Consider the following 25,495-nt stretch of genomic DNA (forward strand, 5'->3'; position numbering starts at 1 on the left):
CAGCGGACCCCGGCGCGCGCACCAGCCTCAGCGGACCCCGGCGCGCACCAGTTCGTCCAGCGTGGCCGCGACCGCCGGGACCCGGGCCAGGTCGGGCAGGGTCAGGGCGACGATCTCCCGGCGCACTGCGGGCTCCAGGGTCACGGTGCGCACACCCCGCGGACGTACGGACTCCACCGCGAGCTGCGGCAGCACGGCGACGCCCAGTCCGGCGCCGACCAGGCCGGCCACCGCCGGATAGTCGTCGGTGGCGAAGTCGATGCGGGGCGTGAAGCCGGCGCTCGCGCACACCTGCACCAGCTGACCGCGGCAGCGCGGGCAGCCCGCGATCCACGGCTCGTCCGCGAGTTCCGCGATGGCGACGGAGCCGGCGGCGGCCAGCCGGTGCCGTTCGGGCACGAGTCCGACGAGCCGGTCGGTCAGCAGCGGCCGTACCACCAGGTCAGCCCATTCCTCCGCGTCCGCCGCGCCGTCGCCCGCGGCGCCCTCGTAGCGGAAGGCGAGCGCGATGTCGCAGTCTCCCTCGCGCAGCATTTCGACGGATCTCGGCGGTTCGGCCTCCTCCAGCGACACCCGGGTGCCGGGGTGCCCGGCGCGCAGGGCGGCGAGCGCGGTGGGCACCAGTGTGGAACTGCCGCTGGGGAACGAGACGAGCCGGACCCGTCCGGCGCGCAGTCCCGCGATGGCGGCGACCTCCTCCTCGGCGGCGGTGAGCCCGGCGAGGATGCCGCTGGCGTGCCGGACGAGGGCCTCACCGGCCTGGGTCAGCCGCATCTCGCGGCCGGTGCGCACCAGCAGCGGGGTGCCGACGGAGGTCTCCAGGGCCTTCATCTGCTGGCTGACGGCCGGCTGGGTGCAGCCGAGATCACGGGCCGCCGCCGAGAAGGAGCCGCTGGTGGCCACGGCGCGCAGCACGCGGAGATGACGAGCCTCGATCACCCTTGAAGCATAAGCGCCGCTTGGACGCAGCGGGGGATATTGCGTCGACGCTTTGATGTCCGGCCGCCTACCGTGCCGGGCATGATGCAGCTTCTGTCCGTCAACCTGGGCCGCCCCCTGGCCGTGCCGTACACCGACCAGCCGCGGGGCGTGACCGGGATCGACAAGCGGCCGGCGGCCGGGCCGGTGCGGGTGACGGCGCCGGGACCGAAGGGCGTCGGCGCGAGCGGGCTGGCCGGTGACGCGGTGTGCGACACGCGGCACCACGGCGGCGACGACCAGGCGGTGTACGCGATGGCCCGCGAGGACCTCGACTTCTGGGAGCGCGAGCTGGGCCGGACGCTGCCGAACGGCTCGTTCGGGGAGAACCTCACCACGGTGGGGCTGGACGTCTCCGGCGCGCGGATCGGCGAGCGGTGGCGGATCGGCTCGCCGGCCGGTCCTCCGACCGTGCTGGAGGTGACCTGCGGGCGCATCCCCTGCCGGACCTTCCAGGGCCATCTGGGTGAGAAGGGGTGGGTGAGGCGGTTCACGCTGAACGGCGCGCCGGGGGCGTACCTGCGGGTGATCGAGCCGGGTGAGATCCGCGCGGGCGACCCGGTCGAGATCGTGCACCGCCCGGACCACGACGTCACCGTGGCCCTGGAGTTCCGGGCCGCCACGACGGAGCGCTCACTGCTGCCGAGCCTGCTCCCGGCCGGGGCGGCGCTGCACCCGGAGTCACTGGCGGCGGCCCGGAAGTACGTGCGGGCGCACACGACCTGACGCTCCGCCGCAGCTTTCGGGAGACCCTGTGCAGAGATCGGAACGGAGCAGTCCGGGCCACTAACCTTTCGCCATGACAACGGCTCTGATTACGGGATCGACCGCGGGCATCGGTGCCGCGTTCGCACGGCGGCTGGCGGCGGACGGGCACGACCTCGTCCTGGTGGCGCGCGACACCAAGCGCCTGACGGAGCAGGCGACCGAGCTGCACGACCGGCACGGCATCGAGGCGGAGGTGCTGACGGCCGACCTGGCGACGGACGAGGGCATCGAGGCGGTCGCCGCCCGGCTCGGCGACCGCAGGAACCCGGTCGACCTGCTGGTCAACAACGCGGGTTTCGGCAACCGGGGCCGCTACCTCGACGTCCCGATGGCCGACGAGCTGCGGATGATCAAGGTGCACATCGAGGCGGTGCTGCGGCTCACGTCGGCGGCGACCGCGGCGATGCGCGAGCGCGGCCGGGGCGGGGTGGTGAACGTGGCCTCGGTGGCGGCGTTCGTACCGCGCGGCACCTACGGGGCGTCGAAGGCGTGGGTGGTGCAGTTCACCCAGGGCGCGGCGCGCGACCTGGCCGGCACCGGCGTACGCCTGATGGCGCTGTGCCCCGGCTTCGTGCGCACCGAGTTCCACGAGCGGGCCGGCATGGGCACGGACAACATCCCGAACTGGATGTGGCTGGACGCGGACAAACTCGTCGCGACCGCGCTGACGGATCTGGCCCGCGGTCGCACACTGTCCGTGCCGGACCCCCGCTACAAGGCGCTGATGGGTCTGGTGAAGCTGACCCCGCGGGCTCTGCTGGGCGGGGTCACGTCCAGGACGGGCCGCAAGTACGGCCCGCGGTGAGGGCCCCCGCGCGCTGACGGCGGGGAGGTGACGTCGCCGCCCCGGTGCGAAAATGGCATGGACGGAACCGGGCCAAGGGGGGCCGGAGGCGGCGCCATGACCTTCGCACAGCTCATCGAGTGCCGGACGAGCCGGATCGACGAGATGAACCAGCTGATCGACACCTGGGTCGAACAGACCGGGGGACGGCGGGCCGCGACCCACGCGCTGGTCGGCAGGGACCGCTCCGACGACGCGCACATCGTCGAGCTGGTGGAGTTCCCGTCGTACCAGGAGGCGATGCGGAGCTCGAACCTGCCGGAGACCGACGAGATCTACCGCGGCATGGTCGCGCTCTGCGACGAGCTGCCCACCTTCACCGACCTGGAGGTCGTCCGGGACGAACAGCTCTGCGAGACCGCCGTGCGGCGCTTCTTCGACACGATCGCCACGGCGGGCGAACTCCCCCCGCTGAACGACCTGATCGACGAGGACTGCCACAGCCACGACCCGGTCAATCCGCAGCCCACCATCGGCCTGGACGCGATCCGGCGCGAGTACCGCATGTGGCGGGACGGCTTCGACTTCGCCTTCACCGTCGAGGACGTGCTCGCCCAGGAGGACCGCGCCTGCGCCCGCTGGACCTGGAACGCCACCCACAAGGGAGAATTCCTGGGCATCGACCCCACCGGCAAGCGGGTCACCATGACCGGCATGACCCTCTTCCACTTCGGCCGCAACGGCAAGCTCACCGAGACCTGGTGGCAGCACGACCAGCTCGGCCTGCTCCAGCAGTTGGGCGCGCTGGACGAGTTGGAGGGTTAGGCCCTGCCGGCCCGGGGCCTCACCGTGCCGGGCAGGGCCCGTCCGCGACGGACACGGTCACCGAGTCGTAAGCGGCCGCTCCCTCGCGCTTCACGGCGTACGCGTGGACGCAGAAGGCGGCGGTGGTGCCCTCGGCGGTGACGGTGTAGTCGCGCTGTTCCGGGCCGCCGCCCGTCGGACGGGACTTCGGTCGCTCCGAGGCCGGGGTGACCGCCAGCCCGTTCTGCACACCGCGGCCGAGCGCGATGATGTCTTCCTGGAGGACGGATTCGAAGGGCACCAGGCTTCCGGGTCCGAACACCGTCTGACGCGAGAGCTTGGCGCTCGCCGCGGTGACGGCGGAACGCAGTTCGTCGCCGCGCCACCCGTCCCGGCCGACGTTCTGGCCCTGCCGGTGCATCCAGTACATACCGCCGAAGGCCAGCAGCAGCGAGCCGACGATCAGGGCGACACCGACCGGGTTGTCCGGGTTGTAGACATAGCGGTTGGTGCCCCACTTGCTGCGGATGAACACGCGGTCCGAGTCGTCCTGGCTGCCGGTCATGGCGGCATTCTCCACCGGCGACGGGACGGGAACGAGGGGGGTGAGCGGCAAGGAGCCGTCGCGCTCGTTGCCGCACGCGTCACTGGACGGCCGGGACCGGTCGTCAGCCACCGTTCGTGTTCTGGCCCTTTCTCCACTCCTGGGCAGTCGCTTCGAAAGGGCCGGTGCCCACTGATCTCCAGCCCGCAGCCCCCGCTCCGCGCGCATCCCGGCGGCCTGGGCTCCCGAACCATGGGAGTGGTCGGCCAGAAGACCGAGTGGGAGGTGCCGGACGGGCTGTTCCTGACGAGCCTGCGCCTGGCCGATTCACCCTTCTGATTGTCCGATTCGGCTTGCCAAGTTGGCACCTGCAAGCCCCTGACTGTGGGAAGAGGGACGCCATGCGGCTCGAACTTGCTGCGGTCTGGCTGCTCAGCCCACGAGTCCTCGTGCACCGTCGGCGACGGACTGCGCGAACGTCACCATCTCCAGGTGGTACGTCACCCTCTCGGGGTTCGGAAAGCGGACGTTGTGTCGGTAGTAGCGGTGGAAGCCGATGATGAGCGCCGCGTGCTCGATCTCCAGAGGGAGGGCGGCCCGGTCCGTCACCGTCAGGGGGCGCTTCTTCTCATAGCCGCCGAGCAGCGCTTCGAGGCGTTCGCTGGAGAGGAGCCCCGCGCCGTCCTGGGCCAGGCCCACCGCTGCCATGCCGAGGTCGAGCAGGGGGTCGTCCAGGGAGATCGTTTCCCAGTCGAGGACGGAAAGGTGCCCGTCGTCGCGGACGACGATGTTGTCGTCGAAGAGGTCACCGTGGACGAGACACGGTTCACGCCGGGCACCCGCCTCCGCGGCGAGGATCCGCTCGAGGCGACCGGTCAGCCAGTCGGCGAACTCCCGGTCCGTGAAGTCGGGGATCGCGGCCAGGTGTGCGGCGGACAGCCGCCGGGCTCCGACAGGAACGTCTTCCAGTCCGTCGGCCCGCGGCGGCAGGGCGTGCAGGTCGGCGAGGAACTCTCCGGCTTCGGACAGCAGGGCGAGCGGCAGGGGCTGTTGGACCCTGCCGGAGATCCATTCCTTCAGGACGAATCGGCGACCGTTGACATGGGTGATCAGGGATCCGTCCGCGGCGGGCACGATCCTGCTGGTGGGCAGGCCGAGTCGGTGCAGGGCCTGGGTATGGCGCGCGAGCGCGGACGCGCTGTGTTCGTCGTGGTTGTCCAGCGCGGTGAGGACGTAGCAGCCCCGGCCGGCGCTGAGCCGGAAGCTGGAGTTGGCGGCACCTCCCGGGAGAGGCACGATCGACGGGTCCGTCAGCTTGTACCGCGCGGCCAGTGTGGTCAGGTCGATCTGCTCGGCTGTGGTGTAGTGCGCCACCTGCTCAGTCTCCTCGGCGTGCTGTGACCGACTCGCGCCTACGGTCCTCGGTAAGGCCGACCCAGCGTGCCCGTACCTGGGCGGTGGTGTCCAGCCAGGTGGCGCGGGGCAGTTCGGCGGGCGGTTCCTCGTCGGCCATCAGGTAGGTGAGTTCCACAAGGTAGGCGAACTCGACGCCGTCGACGCACTCCCGCCTCAGCCGGTCACGTGCGGAGGCGAGGGCGTCCGCGCCACCGGCGAGGTAGGCGTGCAGGCACTCCACGAAGCGGACGTAAGCCAGGCACGAGGTCAGGCCCGCCTCCCGGGCCTCAGCCGCCACGGCCTCGGCGCGCTCGGGCAGGTCGTCCGTGACGCCCGCGTCACGGATCAGGGAGGCAGTGCTCGTCTGCACCTCGGCCCAGCGAATCGTGACGCTCGCGAGAAGTTCCTCAGCCCGGGAGATCTGCTCTGCGGCCCGTGGCCGGTCCTGAAAGGCCGCGGCGAAGGCGAGGCAGGCCTGCGAGAGCGCGGCCTCACCGGGCTGCCCGGCCGCGAGGGCCTGGTCGCGGGCGGCTGCGTAGGAGGAACAGGCCAGAGCGATCGACCCTTGAGCCCAGTAGAGGTCGCCCATGACCCTGTCCTGTCGCCCTTCGACGCCGAGGTGCGCGGCAGCCTGCCGGGCCTGGGCGAAGTCACCGATCCTGCGGGCGAGATGCACCAGACCACGGCGTGCGGTGGCAGACAGGCGCCCGCCGGCGTCGGCAACCTGGCGCATGCCGTCCAGGGACGACTGGAAGTGACCGAGGTCCCGATCGCATTCGGCCAGGAAGTAGCGGGGCAGCTCCTCCAGGCTTTCCGGCAGGGCGCCGCTGGCGAGGACCGCGCGGAGTTGTTCCGCTGTCCGACCGCGATGGTGACGCTGGCGTCGCGCGATCGCGGAGAGCGCCGCGGCCAGCGCCTGAGCAGGAGTGACGGACCCGTCGCCGGGCGAGCCGGTAGGAGGCTCGATCGGCTCCCACACGAAGTCGTCCACGTACCGGAATGCGGCGTCTTCCAACCAGCCGAGCGGCAGGCCGAACCGATGCGAGAGGGACAGCCCTTGGCGCAGCGCCGACACGAGCCGGCCGCGTTGGGACAGGTCCTCCCGCCCGAGCGCGTCGAAGGCCCGCCGCGCAGCCCGCTGCCAGTCCGCGCTCGTCCACCGGTCGTCGCTGGTCGAGTCCATCTCCCGGACCACGTCACGGACCAGGGGGTGCAGGCGGTAAGGCCACGGTGCATCGACGTCCTGGTCCACGAACGGCCGGTCGACCAGGTCCTGTGCCGGAGCATCGTGGTCGAGACCCGCGACGCTGGAGGCAAGTGAGACGGAGAACGTCTCCAGCAGGCTGACCGAACGCAGGACTCTGCGGGTCTGCGGAGACAGATCCCGGAACGTCCGGGCCACCAGCGCGGGAAAGTCCAGATTGAACTGGTCCGCGGCAGGCACACTCCCCCGACGCCGGTACAGGTCGAGGAACCGCATCACGGCGAGGTCCAGGTACAGCGGTAGGCCGTGGGAGTTGGCTGTGACCAGGTGACGGGTCGCGTCGTCCATCATCGGCCGTCCGTCACGTGTCAGGCGCCGGGCGAGGTACGTCTCGCAATCGCCCGCGGACAGGTAGCCGACCGTGTGCTGGCGGGGCTCCAGCACAGCGCCCCCGGTCAGCTGCGGCCAGCACTCCTCGCCCGCCCAGTCCAACTGCCCTTCGAGGCGCGGGTCGTCCCACTGGAGGCGGTTGCGGCCCGTGACGACGAACAGGGTGCCCGGCATCAGCCACACCACACGCTGGACAAGACGTTCGAGGTCGCGGTGGACCCGGTCCCCGACGTCCTCGAAGGTGTCCAGCAGAACCACCAGGGTGGCTCGCTGCCGGGCAGGCACGTTGGCCAGGTCCCAGGCCAGGAGGTGCGGATAGTAACTGAGTGCGTCCTGATCCGGCACGGCCTCGAGGAGATCAGCGAACCGGCGGCACTCCGCGAGCGCCCGGACCCGGTGCTGCCTCTCCCGCAGGGCGCGCACCACGGCGCGCAAGCCCTGGCCGACGACGCTGCCCACCGTACCCGGAAGGGTCATGGCCTGCGCGACATCCCCCAGGGCCGACTGCATCTGCTCGGACAGATTTCGTGCCCCGGGAAGTCCGCTCAGCCGCCTACGGCGCAGCACGTACTCGTCGAGGGTTTCACCCGGGTGGTTGTGTTCCCAGTAGCGTTGCAGGGCCAGGTCGAATGTCGGCATCGGCCGCCCGATCTCCGCCGCGGCCAGACGGATCGCGAGCACCAGGGACTCGAAGTCCGTTCCCGAGTCCCGAGCCAGGTCGATCCGCACCGGCACGACCGGACCGATCTGCTCGTCGAGCCGTGGCCAATGCCCCTGCTGGCTCAGCCCCCGGCCGAGGTGGTCCGCCACGCAGCGCGAGAGGGTCGTCTTTCCGATGCCTCCGACGCCGTAGAAGGTGAGCACGTTCCGCCGCGGCGCCTCGAGGTCCTGTACGTCGAAGCCCTGCTGCCGCGTCGCCTGGACGAGGTGGGACAGGCTCCGGGCCACCGACTGCCATTCATCGAGGCGGTCGGCGAAGTAGTCGACTGCCTTGACCTCGCGATCGTTGGAACGGAACAACGCCCTCAGATCCGACCGGCTCACCTTCGCCCCCAGTTTCGGCAACGAGCTCAGGAGAGCAGGATCGCCGATCGACCGTCAAGTCACCACGTCACCACTCCCCGTGTTCTGCGCAGGCGTTCGTGGGCGTACAGGAGCGGGATCCTCGGCCGGCGCTGGACGGCCGACACCCAGATGTGAATCCGGTCGTGTTTTCGAAAGCAAGATCATCCAGCCCCTCTCAGCCGCTCTGGGCGTTCCGTCCGGGGCGCGGGCATGAGCAAGGGCGGCAGGGAGCCGTCGTGCTCCCTGCCGCCCTCCCTTGCGTCAACCGCGTACGGCCATCCCGACGAACGCCGCCCACTGGTCGGCGGAAACGTTGAGCGTCGCTTCGCCGGGTCGCTTCGAGTCGCGGACGTGCACCGCCCTGCCCGTGCTCGCGACCTCGACACAGTCACCGCCACTGCCTGAGCTGTAGCTACTCTTGTGCCAGCTCAGCTCGTCAGCGGCAGGCTCGGGGTTGCTTGCCTTCATAGCTCTCCCAACAGCTTCTCGATGAAGGCCAGCGACTCCCTGGGGGTCAGTGCCTGCGCTCGGAGAACGCCGTACGTCGATACCAAGGGACTGACCTTCTTGGGCGCGGTGTGCAGGACGCTCGCCTCCTGCACCTCCATGTAGCCAATCCTGCGCTCGTCTTCGAGGTGGATCAACGTAAATGCGCCGCCCAGGCCAGCATGTTCGACGCGCGCGGTGGGCATGACCTGCAACTCCACGTTGCGTTCGTGCCCGAAGAGCAACAACTGCTCAAGTTGGCCGCGCAGCACTTGCCGACCGCCGACGGGGCGCCGAAGCACCTGCTCCTCGATGACGAAGCTCAGAAGCGGGGCAGGTCGCCGGGAGAAGAGTTGCTGCCGCTCCATACGCGCGACCACCCGCTGCTCGATGGTTTCGGTATCCAGCAACGGTCGCCACATGGTGAAGACCGCGCGCGCGTAGTCCTCCGTCTGCAACAAGCCCTTGACCACGTGATTGTCGTACGCGTGCAGTTCGACGGCCTTCGTCTCCAGCTCCGCGTACCGCCGGAAGAACCCCGGATACCTGGCCTTCGCCACCTCCTCCTTCATCACCATCAGCAGTCCGCCCGCCCCGGTCGCCTTGTCCACCGCGTCGACCAGTCCGGGCTTGGGGATCCGTCGCCCCTGCTCCACCGCCGCGATCTGCGCCTCGCCGTAACCGACGCGCTCGCCCAACTGCACCTGCGTCAGCCCCGCCGCCTCCCGCAGAAGCTTGATCTGGCGGCCGAAACAGCGCAGGAACGCCCTGCTGACCTCCGGCTCCTCCACACCCGCGCCCGAGTCCGCCCCAGACTCCATGCCGCCCTCCTCACCCACCGGTCACTGTCCGTGATCGCAGAGTAGGAGTCATGTACGCCAACCGATCTCAAACCCGGGCAAGTTGACTCGTGTGAGTGAAACCGACCGCCGAGAGCCTTCTTCACTCAACGCGTTCCTCCAGTGCCTCGGCACGCACCACCCGCGCGGCAACGCGTCCTGGCGGCGGACGGACGGCACCGGCCTGGCTCCCCGACAGCCCCTTACACGGTCGCACCCCTACCCCGACAGATTCCGCCCGTGCTGGCGTAGTGCCTGGTCAGGCGGGTCGCCGTACGGGATCTTCGATCCATGACGCCCTCCGCCGACCGGCAGCGCCCACCGCTGCGCACCGCCTCCGCCCAGCCGGTCCTCGCCCTCCGCTTCACCGCCTCCCCGCGTGGCGCGCGGCTGGCCCGCCGGCTCGCCTCTCACCAGATGGACGCCTGGGGGTGGGGTTACGGCACACCGGCCCACGACGCCGTGGAACTGGTCGTCGCCGAGCTGGCTGCCAACGCCGTCACTCACGGGCTGGTCCCGGGCCGCGACGCCGAGCTGCGGCTGAGCAGGGAGGAGGGCGGGCGGGTACGCGTCGAGGTGAGCGACGCGCGGGGTGAGCGGCTGCCCGAGGCTCGGGAGACCGGAGCCGGTGAGGGCGGCGGCCGCGGGCTCCTCCTGGTCGCGGCTCTCGCCAAGGAGTGGGGCACGGTCCGGCGGCCCGGCGCTCCCGGCAAGACGGTCTGGGCCGTCGTGCCCACCGACGGCGGGCACCGGTCCGCGTGACCGGTGCACCGGCCCCACGGCGGTCTCCGGACGCGCCGGTGCCCGGCACCCCTCGGGGGCGCCGGGCACCGGCGGTTCACTCAAGCCGCTGGGCGGCTCGGCTCAGCGCGCTGCCTCAGTGGGCGTGGCCGTGGCTGTGGCCCGCGGCGGCCGGCTCTTCCTCTTCCTTCTTCTCGACGACCAGGGTCTCGGTCGTCAGCAGGAGGGAGGCGATGGAGGCGGCGTTCTCCAGGGCGGAACGGGTGACCTTGACCGGGTCGATGACGCCGGCCTTGACCAGGTCGCCGTACTCGCCGGTGGCGGCGTTGTAGCCGTTGCCCTTGTCCAGCTCGGCCACCTTGGAGACGATGACGTAGCCCTCGAGGCCGGCGTTCTCGGCGATCCAGCGCAGCGGCTCGACGGCGGCGCGGCGGACGACGGAGACACCGGTGGCCTCGTCGCCGGTCTTGTCGAGGTTGCCCTCGAGGACCTTGACGGCGTGGACCAGCGCGGAGCCACCACCGGAGACGATGCCCTCCTCGACCGCGGCGCGGGTCGCGGAGATGGCGTCCTCCAGACGGTGCTTCTTCTCCTTCAGCTCCACCTCGGTGGCGGCGCCGACCTTGATCACGCACACGCCGCCGGCCAGCTTCGCGAGGCGCTCCTGGAGCTTCTCGCGGTCCCAGTCGGAGTCGGTGTTCTCGATCTCGGCCTTGATCTGGGAGACGCGGCCCTCGACGTCCGACTTGTTGCCGGCGCCGTCGACGATCGTGGTGTCGTCCTTGGTGACGGTGACGCGGCGGGCGGAGCCGAGGACGTCCAGGCCGACCTGGTCGAGCTTGAGGCCGACCTCCTCGGAGATGACGGTGGCGCCGGTGAGGATCGCCATGTCCTGGAGCATCGCCTTGCGGCGGTCGCCGAAGCCGGGAGCCTTGACGGCGGTGGCGTTGAAGGTGCCGCGGATCTTGTTGACGACCAGGGTCGACAGGGCCTCGCCCTCGACGTCCTCGGCGATGATCAGCAGCGGCTTCGAGGCGTTGGCCTGGATGATCTTCTCGAGCAGCGGGAGCAGGTCCGTGATCGAGGAGATCTTGCCCTGGTGGATCAGGATGTACGGGTCGTCGAGGACGGCCTCCATGCGCTCCTGGTCCGTGACGAAGTACGGCGACAGGTAGCCCTTGTCGAAGGCCATGCCCTCGGTGAAGTCCAGCTCCAGACCGAAGGTGTTGGACTCCTCGACGGTGATGACGCCGTCCTTGCCGACCTTGTCCATCGCCTCGGCGATGAGCTCGCCGACCTGCTGGTCCTGGGCGGACAGCGCGGCGACGGCGGCGATGTCGGACTTCTCGTCGATCGGGCGGGCGGAGGCCAGGAGGTCCTCGGAGACGGCGGCGACGGCCGCGTCGATGCCCTTCTTCAGCAGCGCCGGGGAAGCGCCGGCGGCGACGTTCTTCAGACCCTCGCGCACCAGGGCCTGGGCGAGCACGGTGGCGGTGGTGGTGCCGTCACCCGCGATGTCGTTGGTCTTGGTCGCCACCTCCTTCACCAGCTGGGCGCCGAGGTTCTCGTACGGGTCCTCGATCTCGACCTCGCGGGCGATGGTCACACCGTCGTTGGTGATGGTCGGGGCGCCGAACTTCTTGTCGATGACGACGTTGCGGCCCTTCGGGCCGATCGTCACCTTGACCGTGTCGGCAAGCTTGTTGACGCCGCGCTCGAGGGCGCGACGGGCGTCCTCGTCGAACTTCAGGATCTTCGCCATGGCAGCGGGAGCCCTCTCGAAATCTCGGATGAAAAAAACCGCGCCCCGGGCGCCCGGCTTCTTAACGGTGGCGGGGGCCAGGGGCGCAGCTCACAGCGGAAAGCTGAGGTGACTTACTTCTCGATGATCGCGAGCACGTCGCGGGCCGAGAGGACGAGGTACTCCTCGTTGTTGTACTTCACCTCGGTGCCGCCGTACTTGCTGTAGAGCACGACGTCGCCGACCTGGACGTCGAGCGGAAGACGGTTGCCGTCCTCGAAGCGGCCCGGGCCCACGGCCAGGACGACGCCCTCCTGGGGCTTCTCCTTGGCGGTGTCCGGAATGACCAGGCCCGAAGCCGTGGTCTGCTCGGCGTCGAGCGGCTGGACCACGATGCGGTCCTCGAGCGGCTTGATGGCAACCTTGGAGCTGGCGGTCGTCACGATCCGACCTCCCCCTTCGGAGATCTCACGGGGTTAACTGTCTGAGGTGGCGACCAGGTCGATCCGTCGTCGCGGGTGCCGGACCTGCCCGTCGCTTTGTTGGCACTCTCCAGGGGGGAGTGCCAGACCTGAGACTATGACCGTCGTTAGCACTCGGTCAAGCGGAGTGCCAATTGCCGACGGCGCGTCGGGCAGGTTCGCCCCGAGGTACGCCCGTGCGGGTGACGTCCAAAGGCCGGTGTCCGCCGCCGTCCCCGGCCTCCCGCCGGGGGGCGCAGCGGTCCACGGCCTCCCGCCGGGGGTCGCCGCGGTCCACGGCCTCCCGGCACGTACCCCCGCTGTCCGCGGGCATCCGCTCGGCCCGATCGGCCCCGTCCCCGACGCCGGGCGGGTTCGGCCGGCGTCGGCAAGCCCTCTTCCCGAACGTCCGGTTTCGTACGAACGTATGCTCATGCGCTCTCGTCCCACTCCCGCGGACGCGGTCACCGGTGGTTTCCTCCTCCTGCTCGTCCTGGTGGCGGACGTGTCGGCCGGGCTGCTGGTCGTCATCGTGCTCGCCGTGCGGGGGCTGAGCAGGGTGGAGGCACCCGGGGGCGAACTCGCCGTGCCACCGCCGGGCGACTGGGCCCCGGTGCTGCTGTACGGCGGCTTCGCGCTGGCGGCCGCCACGACCGGTGTGCTGCTCGTGCGCAGCGGGGCCCGGTTCACCGGTGCGGTGCAACTGGTGCTCGCCGCCGTCGTCGCGAGCGCCGCGCTCGGGGCGTGGCACGACACCCACGACCGCTCCCGCTCCCCCGCCACTTCCCCGTCCGACCGGCTGGTGGACGCCTCAGAGGTAGTCCTGGAGGCGCCCCACCGTCAGGCCCTCGCCCTGGATGCCGCGCAGCAGCCGCGTGGTGCGTTCGCGCAGGGTCGGGCCCGCCAGGTCGTCGTCGTCCGAGGTGACGAGGAGGACGTCGCCGGGCCGCAGCGCGTGGGGGCCGTGGGTGAAGCGCAGGTCCGTGTCGGTCAGCGCGGCGCGCCACAGCACGACCGCGGAGACGTCGCAGTGGGCGGCGGCGCGCAGGGTGGTGGTGTCGTACAGGCCGTAGGGCGGCCGGAAGAGACGGGGGCGCACACCGAAGCGGGCGTGCAGCTTGTCGCGCTGACCGCAGATCTCGGCGCGCTGGCCGGCGTAGGGCAGGCCGCGCAGTGAGGGGTGGTCGAGGGTGTGGTTCTGCAGGTCCGCGCCGACCGCCAGCAGGTGCGCGAAGTGCCCGTAGCCCGGCCCGGCGACACTGTCCGTGAGGAACAGGGTGACCGGCAGCCGCAGTTCGCGCACCATGTCGACGAACCCCGGGTCCCGCTCGGCCCCGTCGTCGTAGGTGAGGAAGACGACCCGGTCCGGCGTGTCGACGTGGTCCAGCACCGGGGGGAGGCCTGAGGTCCGCGCGGCCGGGTGCGCAGGACGGGCCGGCGGGTGCGGCGGTGCGGGCAGCGGGGCGGTCAGGCCCCAGCGGAGGTAGGGCTGCTCGGTGGCCGGGCTCCGCGGCCGCACCCGTTGCGCCGCCTTCCGGCCCAGCCGCTCGATCGGGTCGACGGACGGCGCGCAGCCGGCCAGGAGGAGCGCGAGCAAGGCCGCCAGCACAGCCGCGAGCAGGGACACGGGCAGGGCCAGGGCCGCGCGCGCAAAGCCGGGTCCAGGCCTGGGTCCGCAGCCGTCCCTCGTCCCGGGCGCCGGTCCCGTCCCGGGTGCCGGTCCCGTCCCGGTTGCCGGTCCCGTCCCGGGTGCCGATCCCGGTCGTGCACCCGGCTCCGCCCCTGTTCCCGGTCCCGGCCGCTGTCGCAGCCGCGGTCTCACAGGTAGTCCTCCAGCCGGGCCACCGCGAACCCCTTGGCCGTCACGTAGTTCAGGAACCGGCGCATGTCGTCGGCCATCGTGCCGTTCCACTCGGCGCGGCCCCGGAAGTGGGTGAGGACGATGTCGCCGCGGCGCATCCGCTGGTCGTCCTCGCGGAACTCCCAGTGGTCGACGTAGACCTCCTCGTTCCAGATCGGCGCGTACTCGATGCCGCAGGACTTGGCGGCGCGCAGGGTGTCCTGGTTGTAGTTGCCGTAGGGCGGGCGCAGGAGCTTCGGGCGCTTGCCGAACTGCCTCCGCATGATGTCCTGCATGTCGCAGATCTCGTGCCTCTGCTCCTCGTAGGACAGGCCCGGCAGGTACGGGTGGTGCAACGTGTGGTTGTCGAGGGTGACCCCGGAGGACTGCATCCTGCGGAAGTAGCCGTAGTCGTCCTCGATGAGGTAGTTGCTGAGGAACGCCGTGTACGGGACCTTCAGCTCGCTCATCATGCGCAGGAAGGCGGGGTCCTTCTCCGCGCCGTCGTCGATGGTGAGGAAGACGACCTTGTCCTTGGTGGGCACCGTGGTGAAGACCGGAGGCAGGTCCCAGTCCTCCTGGTGGCCCACCTCGAAGCCCGGGCGGGCGTGGATCCTCGGTTTGACCGCGGGGGGCGCCGGGGGCGTCAGCGGTACGTGTTGCAGTCCCCAGCGCCTGGCGGCGGCGGCCCGGGCCGCGTAGGAGGCGTGCAGCCGGGTGGCGTAGGAGTCGAGGTCGCGGGCCGGAGGGGCCTGGAGCAACTGCGGGCCCGGAGCGGGCCGTGCCGGGGCGCCCGGCCCCGCACCGGTCTGCGAGCAACCGGCGGCGAGGGCGGCGGCGCCGAGCAGGGCGAGCGCGGCGCGGAGGCGCCACCGGCGACCGGACCGCCGAATAGCACCATTTTCATCATTTTGTACTACCAATCCCATGGTGCCGGATCCTCCCAGGCACCCGCCCGGAACCCGGACAGACACCGCGACCGACCCCGCGCCTTCCACCGACCGGCCCAACGCGCCGCCGCCCATGGGCGGGCCCCACGCCCCCGACCCGCCGGCCGACCCGACGGCCCCCACGAGCCCGCCTCCGCCGACCGGTCCGGCGGTCCCGCCTCCCGCCGGCCGCCCGGCGAACCCGCCTCTTCGCCGACCGGTCCGGCGGACCCGCCCGGGCCGACCGGCCCCGGAGCGACGGGCCTGGGACCGACCGGCCCCGTGCGCCCACGCCCCGCCGGCTGGCCCACAATGAGCCGGTGACCGACCCACTCGCCCCGCTCGACGCCTTCGCCGCGCTCCTCACCCCCGAGGGCCGCGCCCTCCTGGAAGAGGTGCGCGGCACCGACCCCGCCGACGAACTCGCCGTCGCCACCCGTCTGCGCCGTGAGCACCCAGCCGAACTGGTGTCGGCGGCGCTCGGGCAGGCCCGGCTGCGGCAACGGGCGGCGGCGAAGTTCGGGGACGCGGACGCGCGGCGGATGTTCTTCACACCGAACGGCGTCGAGCAGTCCACCCGGGCGAGCGTGGCCGCCTACCGGGCGGCGCGGCTGAGGGAGCTGGGCGTGACCTCGCTCGCCGACCTGTGCTGCGGCATCGGCGGCGACGCGATCGCCCTGGCCCGCGCCGGGATCCGGGTCCTCGCCGTCGACCGCGATCCCGTGACGGCCGCCGCGGCGCGGGCCAACGCCGAGGCGCTGGGGCTGGCGGGCCTCATCGAGGTTCGGGAGGCGGACGTGACCCAGGTGGACCCGTCCCCGTACGACGCGGTCTTCGTCGACCCGGCCCGCAGGGGCGGCCGCGGCCGGATCTTCGATCCGGAGGCGTACTCGCCGCCGCTCTCCTGGGCCGTCGACACCGCCCTCCGGGCGCCGCGCGCGGCTCTGAAGGTCGCCCCCGGCATCCCCCACGAGGCCGTTCCGCCGCAGGCCGAGGCCGAGTGGATCTCCGACGGCGGGGACGTGAAGGAGGCGGTGCTGTGGTTCGGCACCGAGCCGGGCCTGGTGCGCGCGACGCTGCTCCCCGGCCCGCACTCGCTGCGCGGCCGCGGCCTCGCGAACCCCCGGGTGCGTCCACCGGGCCGCTATCTGTACGAGCCCGACGGCGCCGTCATCCGCGCCCACCTCGTCGCCGAGGTCGCCGCCGGACTCGACGGCGGCCTCCTCGACGAGACCATCGCCTACGTCACCGCCGACGAACTGGGCCACACCCCGTACGCCACCGCCTACGAGATCACCGACCGTCTCCCTTTCAACGTCAAGAAGCTGAAGGCCCTGCTGCGCGAGCGCGAGGTCGGCGTGCTGACCGTGAAGAAGCGCGGCTCGGCGGTCGAACCGGAGGAACTGCGCCGCAAGGTGCTGCCGAAGCCGCACGGCCGGAACGCGGCGACCGTCTTCCTCACCCGGGTCGCCGGCGCCCCGACGATGCTCCTCGGGCACCCCGCGCCCGCCTGACCGGGCCCTCGGACGCCCGGGCCCGCACCCGACCGGCTCCTACGCCAGCCCGGCGGCCCGGCCCAGCAGCAGCTCCCGCTCCCGTTCGTTGCGGGCGAGCGAGGCCGCGCGCTCGAACTGGGCGCGCGCCTCCGCCGTACGCCCGAGACGGGCCAGCAGGTCGGCGCGGACACTGGGGAGCAAGTGGTACTCGCGCAGGGCGGGTTCGTCGGCGAGGGCGTCGACGATCTCCAGGGCGGGCGCCGGTCCCTCGGCCATCGAGACGGCGACCGCGCGGTTCAACTCGACGACGGGCGACGGGGACCGGACGGCCAGCAGCCCGTAGAGGGCCGCGATGGCCCGCCAGTCCGTCTCCTCCCAGGTGGGCGCGAGCGCGTGGCAGGCGGCGATGGCGGCCTGGAGGGCGTACGGACCCGGGCCCCCGGCCGGGGCGGCGGCGTCGGCGCGGGACAGGGCGGTGACGCCGCGTGCGATGAGCATGCGGTTCCAGCGGCGGCGGTTCTGGTCCCTGAGCAGCACCGGTTCGCCGTCCGGACCGGTGCGGGCGGCGGCGCGGGACGCCTGGAACTCCAGCAGCGCCGCCAGTCCGTGCACCTCCGGCTCCGCCGGCATCAGGCCCGCCAGCAGCCGGACCAGGCGCAGCGCGTCCTCGCACAGGCCGGGGCGGAGCCAGTCGTCGCCGGAGGTGGCGGCGTAACCCTCGTTGAAGATCAGGTAGATGACGTCGAGCACCGAGCCGAGCCGGGCCTCGCGGTCGGGGCCGTACGGCACTTCGAAGGCCACGTTCCGCCTCGCCAGCGTCCGCTTGGCGCGCACGACGCGCTGGGCGATCGTCGGTTCGGGGACGAGGAAGGCGCGGGCGATCTCCGCCGTCGTCAGACCGCCGAGCAGGCGCAGGGTGAGGGCGGTGCGGGCCTCGGTGGACAGCACCGGGTGGCAGGTGGTGAACACCAGGCGCAGCAGGTCGTCGTCGATGTCGTCCGGGTCGGCGGGCTCCTCCGGAACCGTCGTGGTCTCCAGGGCGCGGCCGATCTCCGCCAGTTTCCGGGCGTAGTTCTCCCGACGCCGCACCAGGTCGACGGCCCGGCGCCGGGCGGTGGTCACCAGCCAGGCGCCCGGGTTGTCCGGCACCCCCCGCACCGGCCACTGCTCGAGTGCCGCGACGAGGGCGTCCTGGGTGAGTTCCTCGGCGATGCCGACGTCCCGCACGATCCGGGCGACGGCGGCGACCACGCGGGGCGACTCCAGCCGGAAGACGGTTTCGAGCGCCCCGGTGGACTCGGGAAGTTCCTTGGAGGCGGCAGGACCCAAGGGACCGGCAGGAGCCGAGGGGCTGGCAGGTACCTCGGGCCCGGGGAGGTCCGCGGGGCCGGGGAGGTCCGCGGGGCCGGGGAGGTCCGCCGGGCCGGGGAGGTCCGCCGCCCGGTTTTCCGCGGGGCCGGAGAGATCGGTGGGCTCGATGGGCTGCTGCGTCACAGCCCACCATGCAACACCGCGCCGGCCCGTCGGCCAAGGAGTGCTCAGCCCTCGGCGATCTCTCGCACCTCGCAGCTCATCGTCCAGTACTCCTCGTGGACCTTGACGAAGCGGTGGGCCCACTCCACGGCCTCGTCCATGTCCTTGCACTGCATGAGCGCGTACCCGCCGACGACCTCCTTGGACTCGGTGAACGGGCCGTCGGTGACGGTGGCCCTGCCGCCCTCCCAGCGCACCCGCTTGCCCTGGCTCTGCGGGGTCAGCCCGGCGGTGTCGAGCATGACGCCGGCCTTGGTGATCTCCTCGATCAGCTCGCCCATCCGCCGCATCAGTTCGGGGCTGGGGCCTTCGGCGGGGGCGGTGCTCTCGTCGATGCGCACGATCGACAGGTAACGCGGCATGGTGGACTCCTCCGGTCGGACGGGCCGGGTCCCTCCCCGGCCTCTCACCCCTGCGTCGACCGGGAGGCGCCGGAATCGACACACTCCCCGGATTTTCCCCGAGAATCTTTTCCGGGCACCCGTTCGCGCGGGTCGGAGGCGGGACCCGGCGCGGTCCGCCGCGACGCCCCCGCGGCGTCGTGCGCCGCCCCGCACCCGGATGCCGGTAGGCCCAGCCCGCCGCCGCGAGGCCCAGCGCCAGCACGCCCGCCAGGGCGATGGCGGCGGCCTTCAAGTGACCCCTTACAACGAGGAACTCACGTCCGAACCATGAACAACGGGTCGCACGGCCGGACGTGGGACGGCTTTCTTCGGAAGATCTCATCCGCGCGCCCGTCACGGCAGGCGCCGTCGAAAGTTTCGACGGCGCGTGGTCACGCCCCCGGGGCCGCCGTACTGCTGCGCACCACCAGGCTCGTCGCCAGTTCGACCCGTGTCGCCACCGGCGACTCGTCCTCGCGCCCGAGGTCCAGCACCAGCTTGGCCGCCGCCTCCGCCATCTCCGTCAGCGGCTGCCGCACGGTCGTCAGCGGCGGGCCCACCCAGCGGGCCACCGGCAGGTCGTCGAAGCCGACCACGCTCAGGTCCTCCGGGATGCGCAGGCCCTGCTCGCGCGCCGCCTCGTAGAGGCCGAGGGCCTGGAGGTCGTTGCCCGCGAAGACGGCGGTCGGCCGGTCCTCGCGGCGCAGCAGCTTCAGCCCCAGCCGGTAGCCGGCCTCGTGGTGGAAGTCGCCGGCCACGACCAGTGACGGGTCCACCGGCAGTCCCGCGGTCTCCAGCGCCGCCCGGTAGCCGTCGAGCCGGGCGCGGCTGCACATCATCCGCGACGGCCCGCTGATCGCGCCGATGCGGGTGTGGCCCAGCTCGACCAGGTGCCGGGTCGCGGCCAGCCCGCCCTGCCAGTTGGTGGCGCCGATCGACGGCACGTCGGTGCCCGGGTCGCCGGCCGGGTCCATCACCACGAACGGGATGGAGCGGCTGGTCAGCAGCGCCCGCTGGGACTCGTCGAGTCCGGACAGGACGAGGACGACGCCGTGCGGGCGGCGGGCGGCGACCTGGTCGGCCCAGGTACGGCCGGGGGTGAGCCGGCCGGCGCTCTCGGAGAGCACCACGCTCAGGCCCGCGTCCCGCGCCACGTTCTCCACGCCCCGGATGACCTCCATCGCCCAGGCGCTCTCCAACTCGTGGAAGACGACGTCGATCAGCGGCGAGCGGGTCGCCTCGGCGCGGCGCCGCCGGTAGCCGTGGGCGCGCAGCAGTTCCTCGACACGGCTGCGGGTGGCCGGGGCCACGTCGGCACGCCCGTTGAGCACCTTCGAAACAGTCGGAGCGGACACCCCGGCCTCGCGGGCGATCTCGGCGAGGGTGGCGGTGCGCGTTCCTGCGGGCTTCGTCGGTTTCATGGTCGCGATCGTATCTCTGCGCGACCTCTTGACGAACCCCCCGGCACGTCTTACGTTCCCGGAACATTCGAAGTCCCATCCGAAACATTCGGGTACCGGGCGCTGGGTCCTACCCGAACGACCTTCGTGAGAGGTGCCGTCACATGGAGTCCTACAGCAGGCGCTGGTTCCTCGGCGCCGGCGCCACCCTCGTCTCGGCAGCCGGACTCACCGCCTGCGGTTCCGGCGGCGGGTCCGGCGGGTCGGGCGGCGGCACCGTCACGGCGATGGTGTACGGCGACGACGCGGTGAAGATCCAGGTCAAGGCGGTCGACCGGTACAACGCCTCCGCGGCCGCCAAGAAGGCCGCGGGCAAGGTCAAGCTCCAGAAGATCCCGGCCTCCGACTACCCGGCCAAGCTGCGCACGGCGATGGGATCCCCCAACGCCCCCGACGTCTTCTTCAACTGGGGCGGCGGCTCGATCAAGGCCTACCAGGAGGCCGACCAGCTGACCGACCTCACCGACGTGATCCAGTCCGACGCGGTCCTCAAGGGCGGCTTCCTGCCCACGGTCCTCGCCGCGGGCGCGCTCAAGGGCAAGATGTACGGCATACCGATGCGCGGCACGCAGCCGGTGATCCTCTTCTACAACAAGACGCTGTTCGCCGAGCACAAACTGCAGGCACCCACCACCTGGGACCAACTGCTCGACGTCAACGCGAGACTGAAGAAGGCGAAGATCACCCCCTTCGCGCTGGGCGGCGCCGACATCTGGCCCGAGCTGATGTGGCTGGAGTACCTGGTGGACCGCATCGGCGGCCCCCAGGTCTTCGCCAAGGTCGCGGCCGGCGACGCCTCCGCCTGGGGCGACCCGGCCGTCCTCAAGGCCGCCGAGACGGTCAGGGAACTCATCGACGACGGCGCTTTCGGCAAGGGCTACAGCTCGGTGTCGTACAACAACCACGGCGCGTCCGCGGCCTTCGCCAAGGGCAAGGCGGCCATGCACCTGATGGGCTCCTGGGAGTTCTCCACGCTGCTCGGCACCTTCCCGGACTTCGCCAAGAAGGACGTGGGCTGGTGCGCCTTCCCGAAGTACGACGGCGGCTCGGGCGACATCCGCAACGTCGTCGGCAACCCCAACAACTACTGGTCCGTGAACGCCCGCGTCTCCAACAAGGACGCCGCCATCGCCTTCCTGCGCGACTGCGCCTCCGAGACGTACACCAAGGACCTGATCGCCAACGGTGACGTGCCGACCACCACCATCGCGGCGAACATGCTGGACTCCTCCCCCAACCCGGAGTTCGCCAAGTACCAGTACCAGATGGTGCAGCAGGCGCCTTCCTTCACCCTGAGCTGGGACCAGGCGGTCGACCCCAGCTGGCAGACGCCGATGCTGACGGAGATCAACAAGCTGTTCGTGGGCAAGTCGTCGCCGGCCCGGTTCGTGGGCGCGCTCAAGGGGCTGAAGTGAGTTCGTCGGTCACCGCCCTGACGAAGGGCAGGCCCCGGGAAGGCACGCGGACCGGCCGTCCGCACGCCGCCTGGGTCCTGCCCGGCGTCCTGTTCTTCGCGTTCTTCGCCGTCGCCCCCATGGTGCTGGCGCTCTACCTCTCGTTCACCAAGTGGAACGGCCTGGGCGACCCCGAGCCGGTCGGTCTCGCCAACTGGCAGAAGCTGATCCATGACCCGCGCCTGACCCAGTCGCTGACGGTGACCGTCCTGCTGACCGCCGTCAGCTGGGCCTTCCAGACCGTCGTCTCGCTGCTGCTCGGGGTCTGGGCGGCCGGCCGCCAGCGCAACCGGGCGATCCTCTCCGCGATCTTCTTCGTGCCGTTCCTGCTCTCCTCGACGGCGATCTCGCTGCTGTTCTACGCCCTGCTCGACCCGAACTTCGGCATCGTCCACGGGGACACGCTCGGCAGCACCTCCGGCGCCTTCCTGGCCATCGTCTTCGTCGGCGGCTGGCAGTTCATCCCCTTCCACACCCTGATCTACCAGGGCGGGGCCCGGCAGATCCCCGAAGTCCTGTACCAGGCGGCCGCGATGGACGGCGCCGGCCGCTACCGCCGGTTCTTCTCCATCACCCTGCCCCAGCTGCGCAACACGGCGACCACCTCGACCGTGCTGATGATCGTCGGTTCGCTGACCTACTTCGAGACCGTGCTGATCCTCACCCAGGGCGGCCCGGGCACGGACACCGCGATCCTGCCGTACCTGATGTACGAGTCGGGCTTCAAGAGCTACGACCTGGGCTACGCGAGCGCCATCGCGTCCTTCCTCGTCGTGATCGCCACCGCGCTGTCGCTCGTGCTGGTCAAGCTGTCCGGCTTCGGCGACATGCGCAGCACCAGGGAAGGGATGTGACGACATGTCACACGACACGTTGCGCCGCCCGCGTCCGGTGAAGACCGACGGACGGATCCCGTCCGCCCGCCCCGCCGGGCTCCGCCGCCACTGGACCAGGCGCCCCGACCCGGTGGCCGGCATCGGTTCGGTGCTGTGGCTGGTCGTGGTCATCGTCCCGATCTACGCGATGATCTCGTCGTCGCTGACCCACCAGGACAAGGCACTGGGCAAGAACGCCCTCGTGCCGCCCACCGACCCCACCCTCGACAACTACAACACCGTCCTGCACAACGGCTTCGGCCACCTCCTGCTCAACACGGTGATCGTGGCGGCGGCGGTCGTGGCGATCGTGCTGGTGCTGTGCATCCCGCTCTCCTACGTCGCCGTGCGCTCCCGCACCTTCTGGTCGGGCGCGGCCTTCCGCCTGTTCCTGCTGGGCGTGGCGATCCCCGCCCAGGCGGTGGTGATCCCGCTCTACCTGATGATCGCCAAGCTGAACCTCTACGACAGCCTGCTCGCGGTCATCCTGCCGACGGCGGCCTTCGCGATGCCGGTTTCGGTGCTGATCCTCACCGGCACCCTGCGGGACATCTCCGAGGAGATGTACGAGGCGATGGCCCTGGACGGCGCCTCGACCACCCGCATGCTGTTCCAGTTGGTCATCCCGATGACCAAGGGCGGCATCAGCACGGTCGTCATCTACTCCGCCCTCCAGGCCTGGAACGGCTTCCTCTTCCCGCTGATCTTCACCCAGTCCGACGGCCCGCGCGTGCTGACCCTCGGCCTGTTCAACTACGTCAGCCAGTTCGGGGTGAACATCCCCGCCCTGCTCGCCTCGGTCGTCCTCTCCGGCATCCCGATCTTCGCCGTCTACCTGGTGGCACGGCGCGCGCTCGTCGGTGGCCTGATGGGGGTGGGCGGCAAGTGAACCCATCCCCCGCCGACGTCTCCGACAGGAGTTCCATGACCTCCGCTTCCTGGCAGGACCCCACCCTGCCCGCCGCCGCCCGCGTCGACGACCTGCTCTCCCGGATGACCCTTCAGGAGAAGACCGCCCAGCTCTACGGGGTGTGGGTGGGCGCCTCGACGGACGGCGACGGAGTCGCCCCGCTCCAGCAGCACATGGACACCGACTACGACTGGGACGAGCTGATCACCCGCGGCCTGGGCCAGCTCACCCGCTCCTTCGGCACCGCCCCCGTGGACCCGGCGCTCGGCGCGCAGGCGCTGGCCCGCGCCCAGCGCCGGATCGCCGCGGCCGGCCGGTTCGGCGTTCCGGCGGTCGCCCACGAGGAGTGCCTGGCCGGCTTCACCGCCTGGGGCGCCACCGCCTACCCCGTCCCGCTGGCCTGGGGCGCGACCTTCGACCCGGCACTGGTGGAGGCGATGGCCGCCCGCATCGGCCGGGACATGCGCTCGGTGGGCGTGCACCAGGGCCTGGCCCCCGTCCTGGACGTGGTCCGCGACCCGCGCTGGGGCCGGGTCGAGGAGACCATCGGCGAGGACCCGTACCTGGTCGGCACCGTCGGCAGCGCGTACGTGCGGGGACTTCAGTCGGCCGGGATCATCGCCACGCTCAAGCACTTCGCCGGGTACGCCTCCTCCGCCGGCGCCCGCAACCTGGCCCCGGTCCGGGCGGGCACCCGCGAGTTCGCGGACATCACCCTGCCGCCGTTCGAGATGGCGCTGCGCGAGGCCGGGGCCCGCTCGGTGATGGCGGCGTACAACGACACCGACGGCGTGCCCGCCTCGGCCGACCCGCACCTGCTCACCGAACTCCTGCGCGAGGAGTGGGGCTTCACCGGGACGGTGGTCGCCGACTACTTCGGCATCGACTTCCTGCGGACCCTGCACCGGGTCGCCGGCAGCACCGCCGAGTCGGGGCACCTGGCCCTCGCCGCCGGCATCGACGTGGAGCTGCCGACCGTGAAGTGCTACGGCGAGGACCTGGTGGCCGCCGTGCGCGCCGGGACCGTCCCCGAGTCCCTGGTGGACCGCGCGGCCCGCCGGGTGCTGCTCCAGAAGTGCGAACTGGGCCTGCTGGACGCCGACTGGTCCCCGGAACCCGCCGACGAGGGCGTCGACCTGGACTCGGCGGAGAACCGCGCCGTGGCCCGCCGCCTGGCCGAGGAGTCGGTGGTGCTGCTGGCCAACCCCGACGGCGTGCTGCCCCTCTCCCCCGACACCCGGATCGCGGTCGTCGGCCCCCGGGCGGCCGACGCCCTGGCCATGCTGGGCTGCTACTCCTTCCCCTCGCACGTGGGCACCCAGCACCCCGAGGTGCCCATGGGCATCGAGATCCCCACGCTGCTGGACGCCCTGCGCACCGAACTGCCCGACGCCAAGGTGACGTTCACCGAGGGCTGCGGCGTCTCGGACCCGGACACCGCCGGTTTCACCGAGGCGGTGGCACGCGCGTCGGAGGCCGACGTGGTCGTGGCGGTCCTCGGCGACCGCTCGGGCCTGTTCGGCCGCGGCACCTCAGGCGAGGGCTGCGACGTGGCCGACCTCGCCCTGCCCGGTGTCCAGGGCGAACTGCTGGACGCTCTGGTGGAGACGGGCGTCCCCGTCGTCCTGGTGCTCCTCACCGGCCGCCCCTACGGGCTCGGCCGCTGGGACGGCCGGCTCGGGGCGGCGGTCCAGGCGTTCTTCCCCGGCGAGGAGGGCGGCCCGGCGGTGGCCGGCGTGCTCTCGGGCCGGGTGAACCCCTCGGGCCGCCTCCCGGTGAGCGTGCCGCGCGGCACCGGAGGCCAGCCGTGGACGTACCTCCAGCCCCCGCTGGGCCTGGCCGGCGAGGTCAGCAGCCTGGACCCGACACCGCTGTACCCGTTCGGGCACGGCCGCTCGTACACGACGTTCGCCTGGGACTCGTTCGAGGGCAACGATGTCACGGAGATCGGCACGGACGGCTCGTACGACGTCTCGCTCACCGTCCGCAACACCGGTGACCGCGCGGGTTCCGAGGTCGTCCAGCTCTACCTGCACGACCCGGTGGCCGCGGTGACCCGCCCGGACGTCCGCCTGGTCGGGTACCAGCGCATCGACCTGGCCGCCGGCGGGTCGGCCCGGGTGACGTTCCGCTTCCACGCGGACCTGTCCGCCTTCACCGACCGCTCCGGCCGCCGCGTGGTCGAGCCGGGCGCCCTGGAACTGCGCCTGGCCGCCTCCACGACCGACGTCCGCCACACGACCCGGCTGACCCTGACGGGCCCGCTGCGGGAACTGGGCCACGACCGGCGGCTGCGCTGCGAGACGGAGGTCTCGGCGGCGGGCTGAGCCGCACCCGCGCCCGCGCCCGGACCCGGCCGGACGACGGCCAGGACCCGGCCACGGGTCCTGGCCGGGCCGCCGACGGACCGGCCGG

At 71.8% G+C, this 25,495-nt stretch carries 22 protein-coding genes; 9 read left to right on the top strand and 13 right to left on the bottom strand.

Features of this window, described 5'->3' with window-relative positions:
* Window positions 1-27 precede the first annotated feature (27 nt).
* The gene (locus ACF061_RS07785) at window positions 28-939 is read right to left on the bottom strand and encodes a LysR family transcriptional regulator (protein WP_392265914.1); all 912 of its coding nucleotides are present in this window, start codon (window positions 937-939) and stop codon (window positions 28-30) included.
* An 84-nt stretch (window positions 940-1,023) separates the two neighbouring features.
* On the opposite strand from ACF061_RS07785, the gene ACF061_RS07790 reads away from it, so the two are divergent.
* The 3 genes from ACF061_RS07790 (at window position 1,024) to ACF061_RS07800 (ending at window position 3,355) form a co-directional block, all read left to right on the top strand.
* The gene (locus ACF061_RS07790) at window positions 1,024-1,704 is read left to right on the top strand and encodes an MOSC domain-containing protein (RefSeq protein ID WP_392266185.1); all 681 of its coding nucleotides are present in this window, start codon (window positions 1,024-1,026) and stop codon (window positions 1,702-1,704) included.
* 73 nt (window positions 1,705-1,777) lie between these two features.
* Entirely contained in the window at window positions 1,778-2,551 is a 774-nt protein-coding gene (locus ACF061_RS07795; protein ID WP_392265915.1) for an SDR family NAD(P)-dependent oxidoreductase, read from the top strand.
* Between the two features lie 96 nt (window positions 2,552-2,647).
* Window positions 2,648-3,355, top strand: coding sequence for an ester cyclase (locus tag ACF061_RS07800; protein WP_392265916.1), 708 nt, complete (start codon window positions 2,648-2,650; stop codon window positions 3,353-3,355).
* A gap of 19 nt (window positions 3,356-3,374) precedes the next feature.
* Here the strand turns inward: ACF061_RS07800 and ACF061_RS07805 are convergent, their stop codons facing one another.
* The 5 genes from ACF061_RS07805 to ACF061_RS07825 form a co-directional block, all read right to left on the bottom strand.
* Window positions 3,375-3,899, bottom strand: a complete 525-nt coding sequence (locus ACF061_RS07805) for a hypothetical protein (RefSeq protein ID WP_392265917.1) — start codon at window positions 3,897-3,899, stop codon at window positions 3,375-3,377.
* A 411-nt stretch (window positions 3,900-4,310) separates the two neighbouring features.
* On the bottom strand, window positions 4,311-5,252 hold the full coding sequence (locus ACF061_RS07810; protein ID WP_392265918.1) for a phosphotransferase: 942 nt from the start codon (window positions 5,250-5,252) through the stop codon (window positions 4,311-4,313).
* A gap of 4 nt (window positions 5,253-5,256) precedes the next feature.
* Entirely contained in the window at window positions 5,257-7,887 is a 2,631-nt protein-coding gene (locus ACF061_RS07815) for an ATP/GTP-binding protein (RefSeq protein WP_392265919.1), read from the bottom strand.
* 306 nt (window positions 7,888-8,193) lie between these two features.
* A complete protein-coding gene (locus ACF061_RS07820; protein ID WP_392265920.1) occupies window positions 8,194-8,400 on the bottom strand; it encodes a DUF397 domain-containing protein in 207 nt (68 codons plus the stop codon).
* The gene (locus tag ACF061_RS07825) at window positions 8,397-9,239 is read right to left on the bottom strand and encodes a Scr1 family TA system antitoxin-like transcriptional regulator (RefSeq protein ID WP_392265921.1); all 843 of its coding nucleotides are present in this window, start codon (window positions 9,237-9,239) and stop codon (window positions 8,397-8,399) included. The genes ACF061_RS07820 and ACF061_RS07825 overlap by 4 nt, the downstream gene beginning before the upstream one ends.
* A 309-nt stretch (window positions 9,240-9,548) precedes the next feature.
* Between ACF061_RS07825 and ACF061_RS07830 the strand changes: the two genes are divergently transcribed.
* Window positions 9,549-10,019: an ATP-binding protein gene (locus tag ACF061_RS07830; protein ID WP_392265922.1), complete on the top strand. Its 471-nt coding sequence runs from the start codon at window positions 9,549-9,551 to the stop codon at window positions 10,017-10,019.
* A 115-nt stretch (window positions 10,020-10,134) separates the two neighbouring features.
* Here the strand turns inward: ACF061_RS07830 and groL are convergent, their stop codons facing one another.
* From groL to ACF061_RS07850, 4 genes are all read right to left on the bottom strand, one after another.
* Window positions 10,135-11,760: a chaperonin GroEL gene (groL, locus tag ACF061_RS07835; RefSeq protein ID WP_392265923.1), complete on the bottom strand. Its 1,626-nt coding sequence runs from the start codon at window positions 11,758-11,760 to the stop codon at window positions 10,135-10,137.
* 113 nt (window positions 11,761-11,873) lie between these two features.
* Entirely contained in the window at window positions 11,874-12,182 is a 309-nt protein-coding gene (groES, locus tag ACF061_RS07840; protein WP_086729066.1) for a co-chaperone GroES, read from the bottom strand.
* Between the two features lie 829 nt (window positions 12,183-13,011).
* Window positions 13,012-13,797, bottom strand: coding sequence for a polysaccharide deacetylase family protein (locus ACF061_RS07845; RefSeq protein WP_392265924.1), 786 nt, complete (start codon window positions 13,795-13,797; stop codon window positions 13,012-13,014).
* Window positions 13,798-14,018: 221 nt separating this feature from the next.
* The gene (locus ACF061_RS07850; protein WP_392265925.1) at window positions 14,019-14,969 is read right to left on the bottom strand and encodes a polysaccharide deacetylase family protein; all 951 of its coding nucleotides are present in this window, start codon (window positions 14,967-14,969) and stop codon (window positions 14,019-14,021) included.
* Between the two features lie 302 nt (window positions 14,970-15,271).
* Between ACF061_RS07850 and ACF061_RS07855 the strand changes: the two genes are divergently transcribed.
* Window positions 15,272-16,483 (top strand): methyltransferase domain-containing protein, encoded by a 1,212-nt coding sequence (locus ACF061_RS07855; protein WP_392266186.1) that lies wholly within the window; start codon window positions 15,272-15,274, stop codon window positions 16,481-16,483.
* Between the two features lie 39 nt (window positions 16,484-16,522).
* Here the strand turns inward: ACF061_RS07855 and ACF061_RS07860 are convergent, their stop codons facing one another.
* The 3 genes from ACF061_RS07860 to ACF061_RS07870 all read right to left on the bottom strand — a co-directional run bounded on the left by ACF061_RS07860 (window position 16,523) and on the right by ACF061_RS07870 (window position 19,802).
* A complete protein-coding gene (locus tag ACF061_RS07860; RefSeq protein ID WP_392265926.1) occupies window positions 16,523-17,794 on the bottom strand; it encodes an RNA polymerase sigma factor in 1,272 nt (423 codons plus the stop codon).
* A 209-nt stretch (window positions 17,795-18,003) separates the two neighbouring features.
* Window positions 18,004-18,360, bottom strand: a complete 357-nt coding sequence (locus ACF061_RS07865) for a YciI family protein (protein WP_392265927.1) — start codon at window positions 18,358-18,360, stop codon at window positions 18,004-18,006.
* Between the two features lie 413 nt (window positions 18,361-18,773).
* Window positions 18,774-19,802 (bottom strand): LacI family DNA-binding transcriptional regulator, encoded by a 1,029-nt coding sequence (locus tag ACF061_RS07870; protein WP_392265928.1) that lies wholly within the window; start codon window positions 19,800-19,802, stop codon window positions 18,774-18,776.
* Window positions 19,803-19,945: 143 nt separating this feature from the next.
* Between ACF061_RS07870 and ACF061_RS07875 the strand changes: the two genes are divergently transcribed.
* Genes ACF061_RS07875 through ACF061_RS07890 form a run of 4 tightly spaced genes read left to right on the top strand, consistent with a single transcriptional unit; the run spans window position 19,946 to window position 25,407 of the window.
* Complete coding sequence (locus ACF061_RS07875; RefSeq protein WP_392265929.1) at window positions 19,946-21,256, top strand: ABC transporter substrate-binding protein; 1,311 nt, start codon at window positions 19,946-19,948, stop codon at window positions 21,254-21,256.
* Window positions 21,253-22,149 (top strand): carbohydrate ABC transporter permease, encoded by an 897-nt coding sequence (locus ACF061_RS07880; protein ID WP_392265930.1) that lies wholly within the window; start codon window positions 21,253-21,255, stop codon window positions 22,147-22,149. The genes ACF061_RS07875 and ACF061_RS07880 overlap by 4 nt, the downstream gene beginning before the upstream one ends.
* Window positions 22,150-22,153: 4 nt before the next feature.
* Window positions 22,154-23,059, top strand: a complete 906-nt coding sequence (locus ACF061_RS07885) for a carbohydrate ABC transporter permease (RefSeq protein WP_392265931.1) — start codon at window positions 22,154-22,156, stop codon at window positions 23,057-23,059.
* A 35-nt stretch (window positions 23,060-23,094) separates the two neighbouring features.
* Window positions 23,095-25,407, top strand: a complete 2,313-nt coding sequence (locus ACF061_RS07890; protein ID WP_392265932.1) for a glycoside hydrolase family 3 N-terminal domain-containing protein — start codon at window positions 23,095-23,097, stop codon at window positions 25,405-25,407.
* Window positions 25,408-25,495: the final 88 nt, after the last annotated feature.

Source organism: Streptomyces sp. NPDC015220 (assembly GCF_043079345.1).
Taxonomy (GTDB): domain Bacteria; phylum Actinomycetota; class Actinomycetes; order Streptomycetales; family Streptomycetaceae; genus Streptomyces.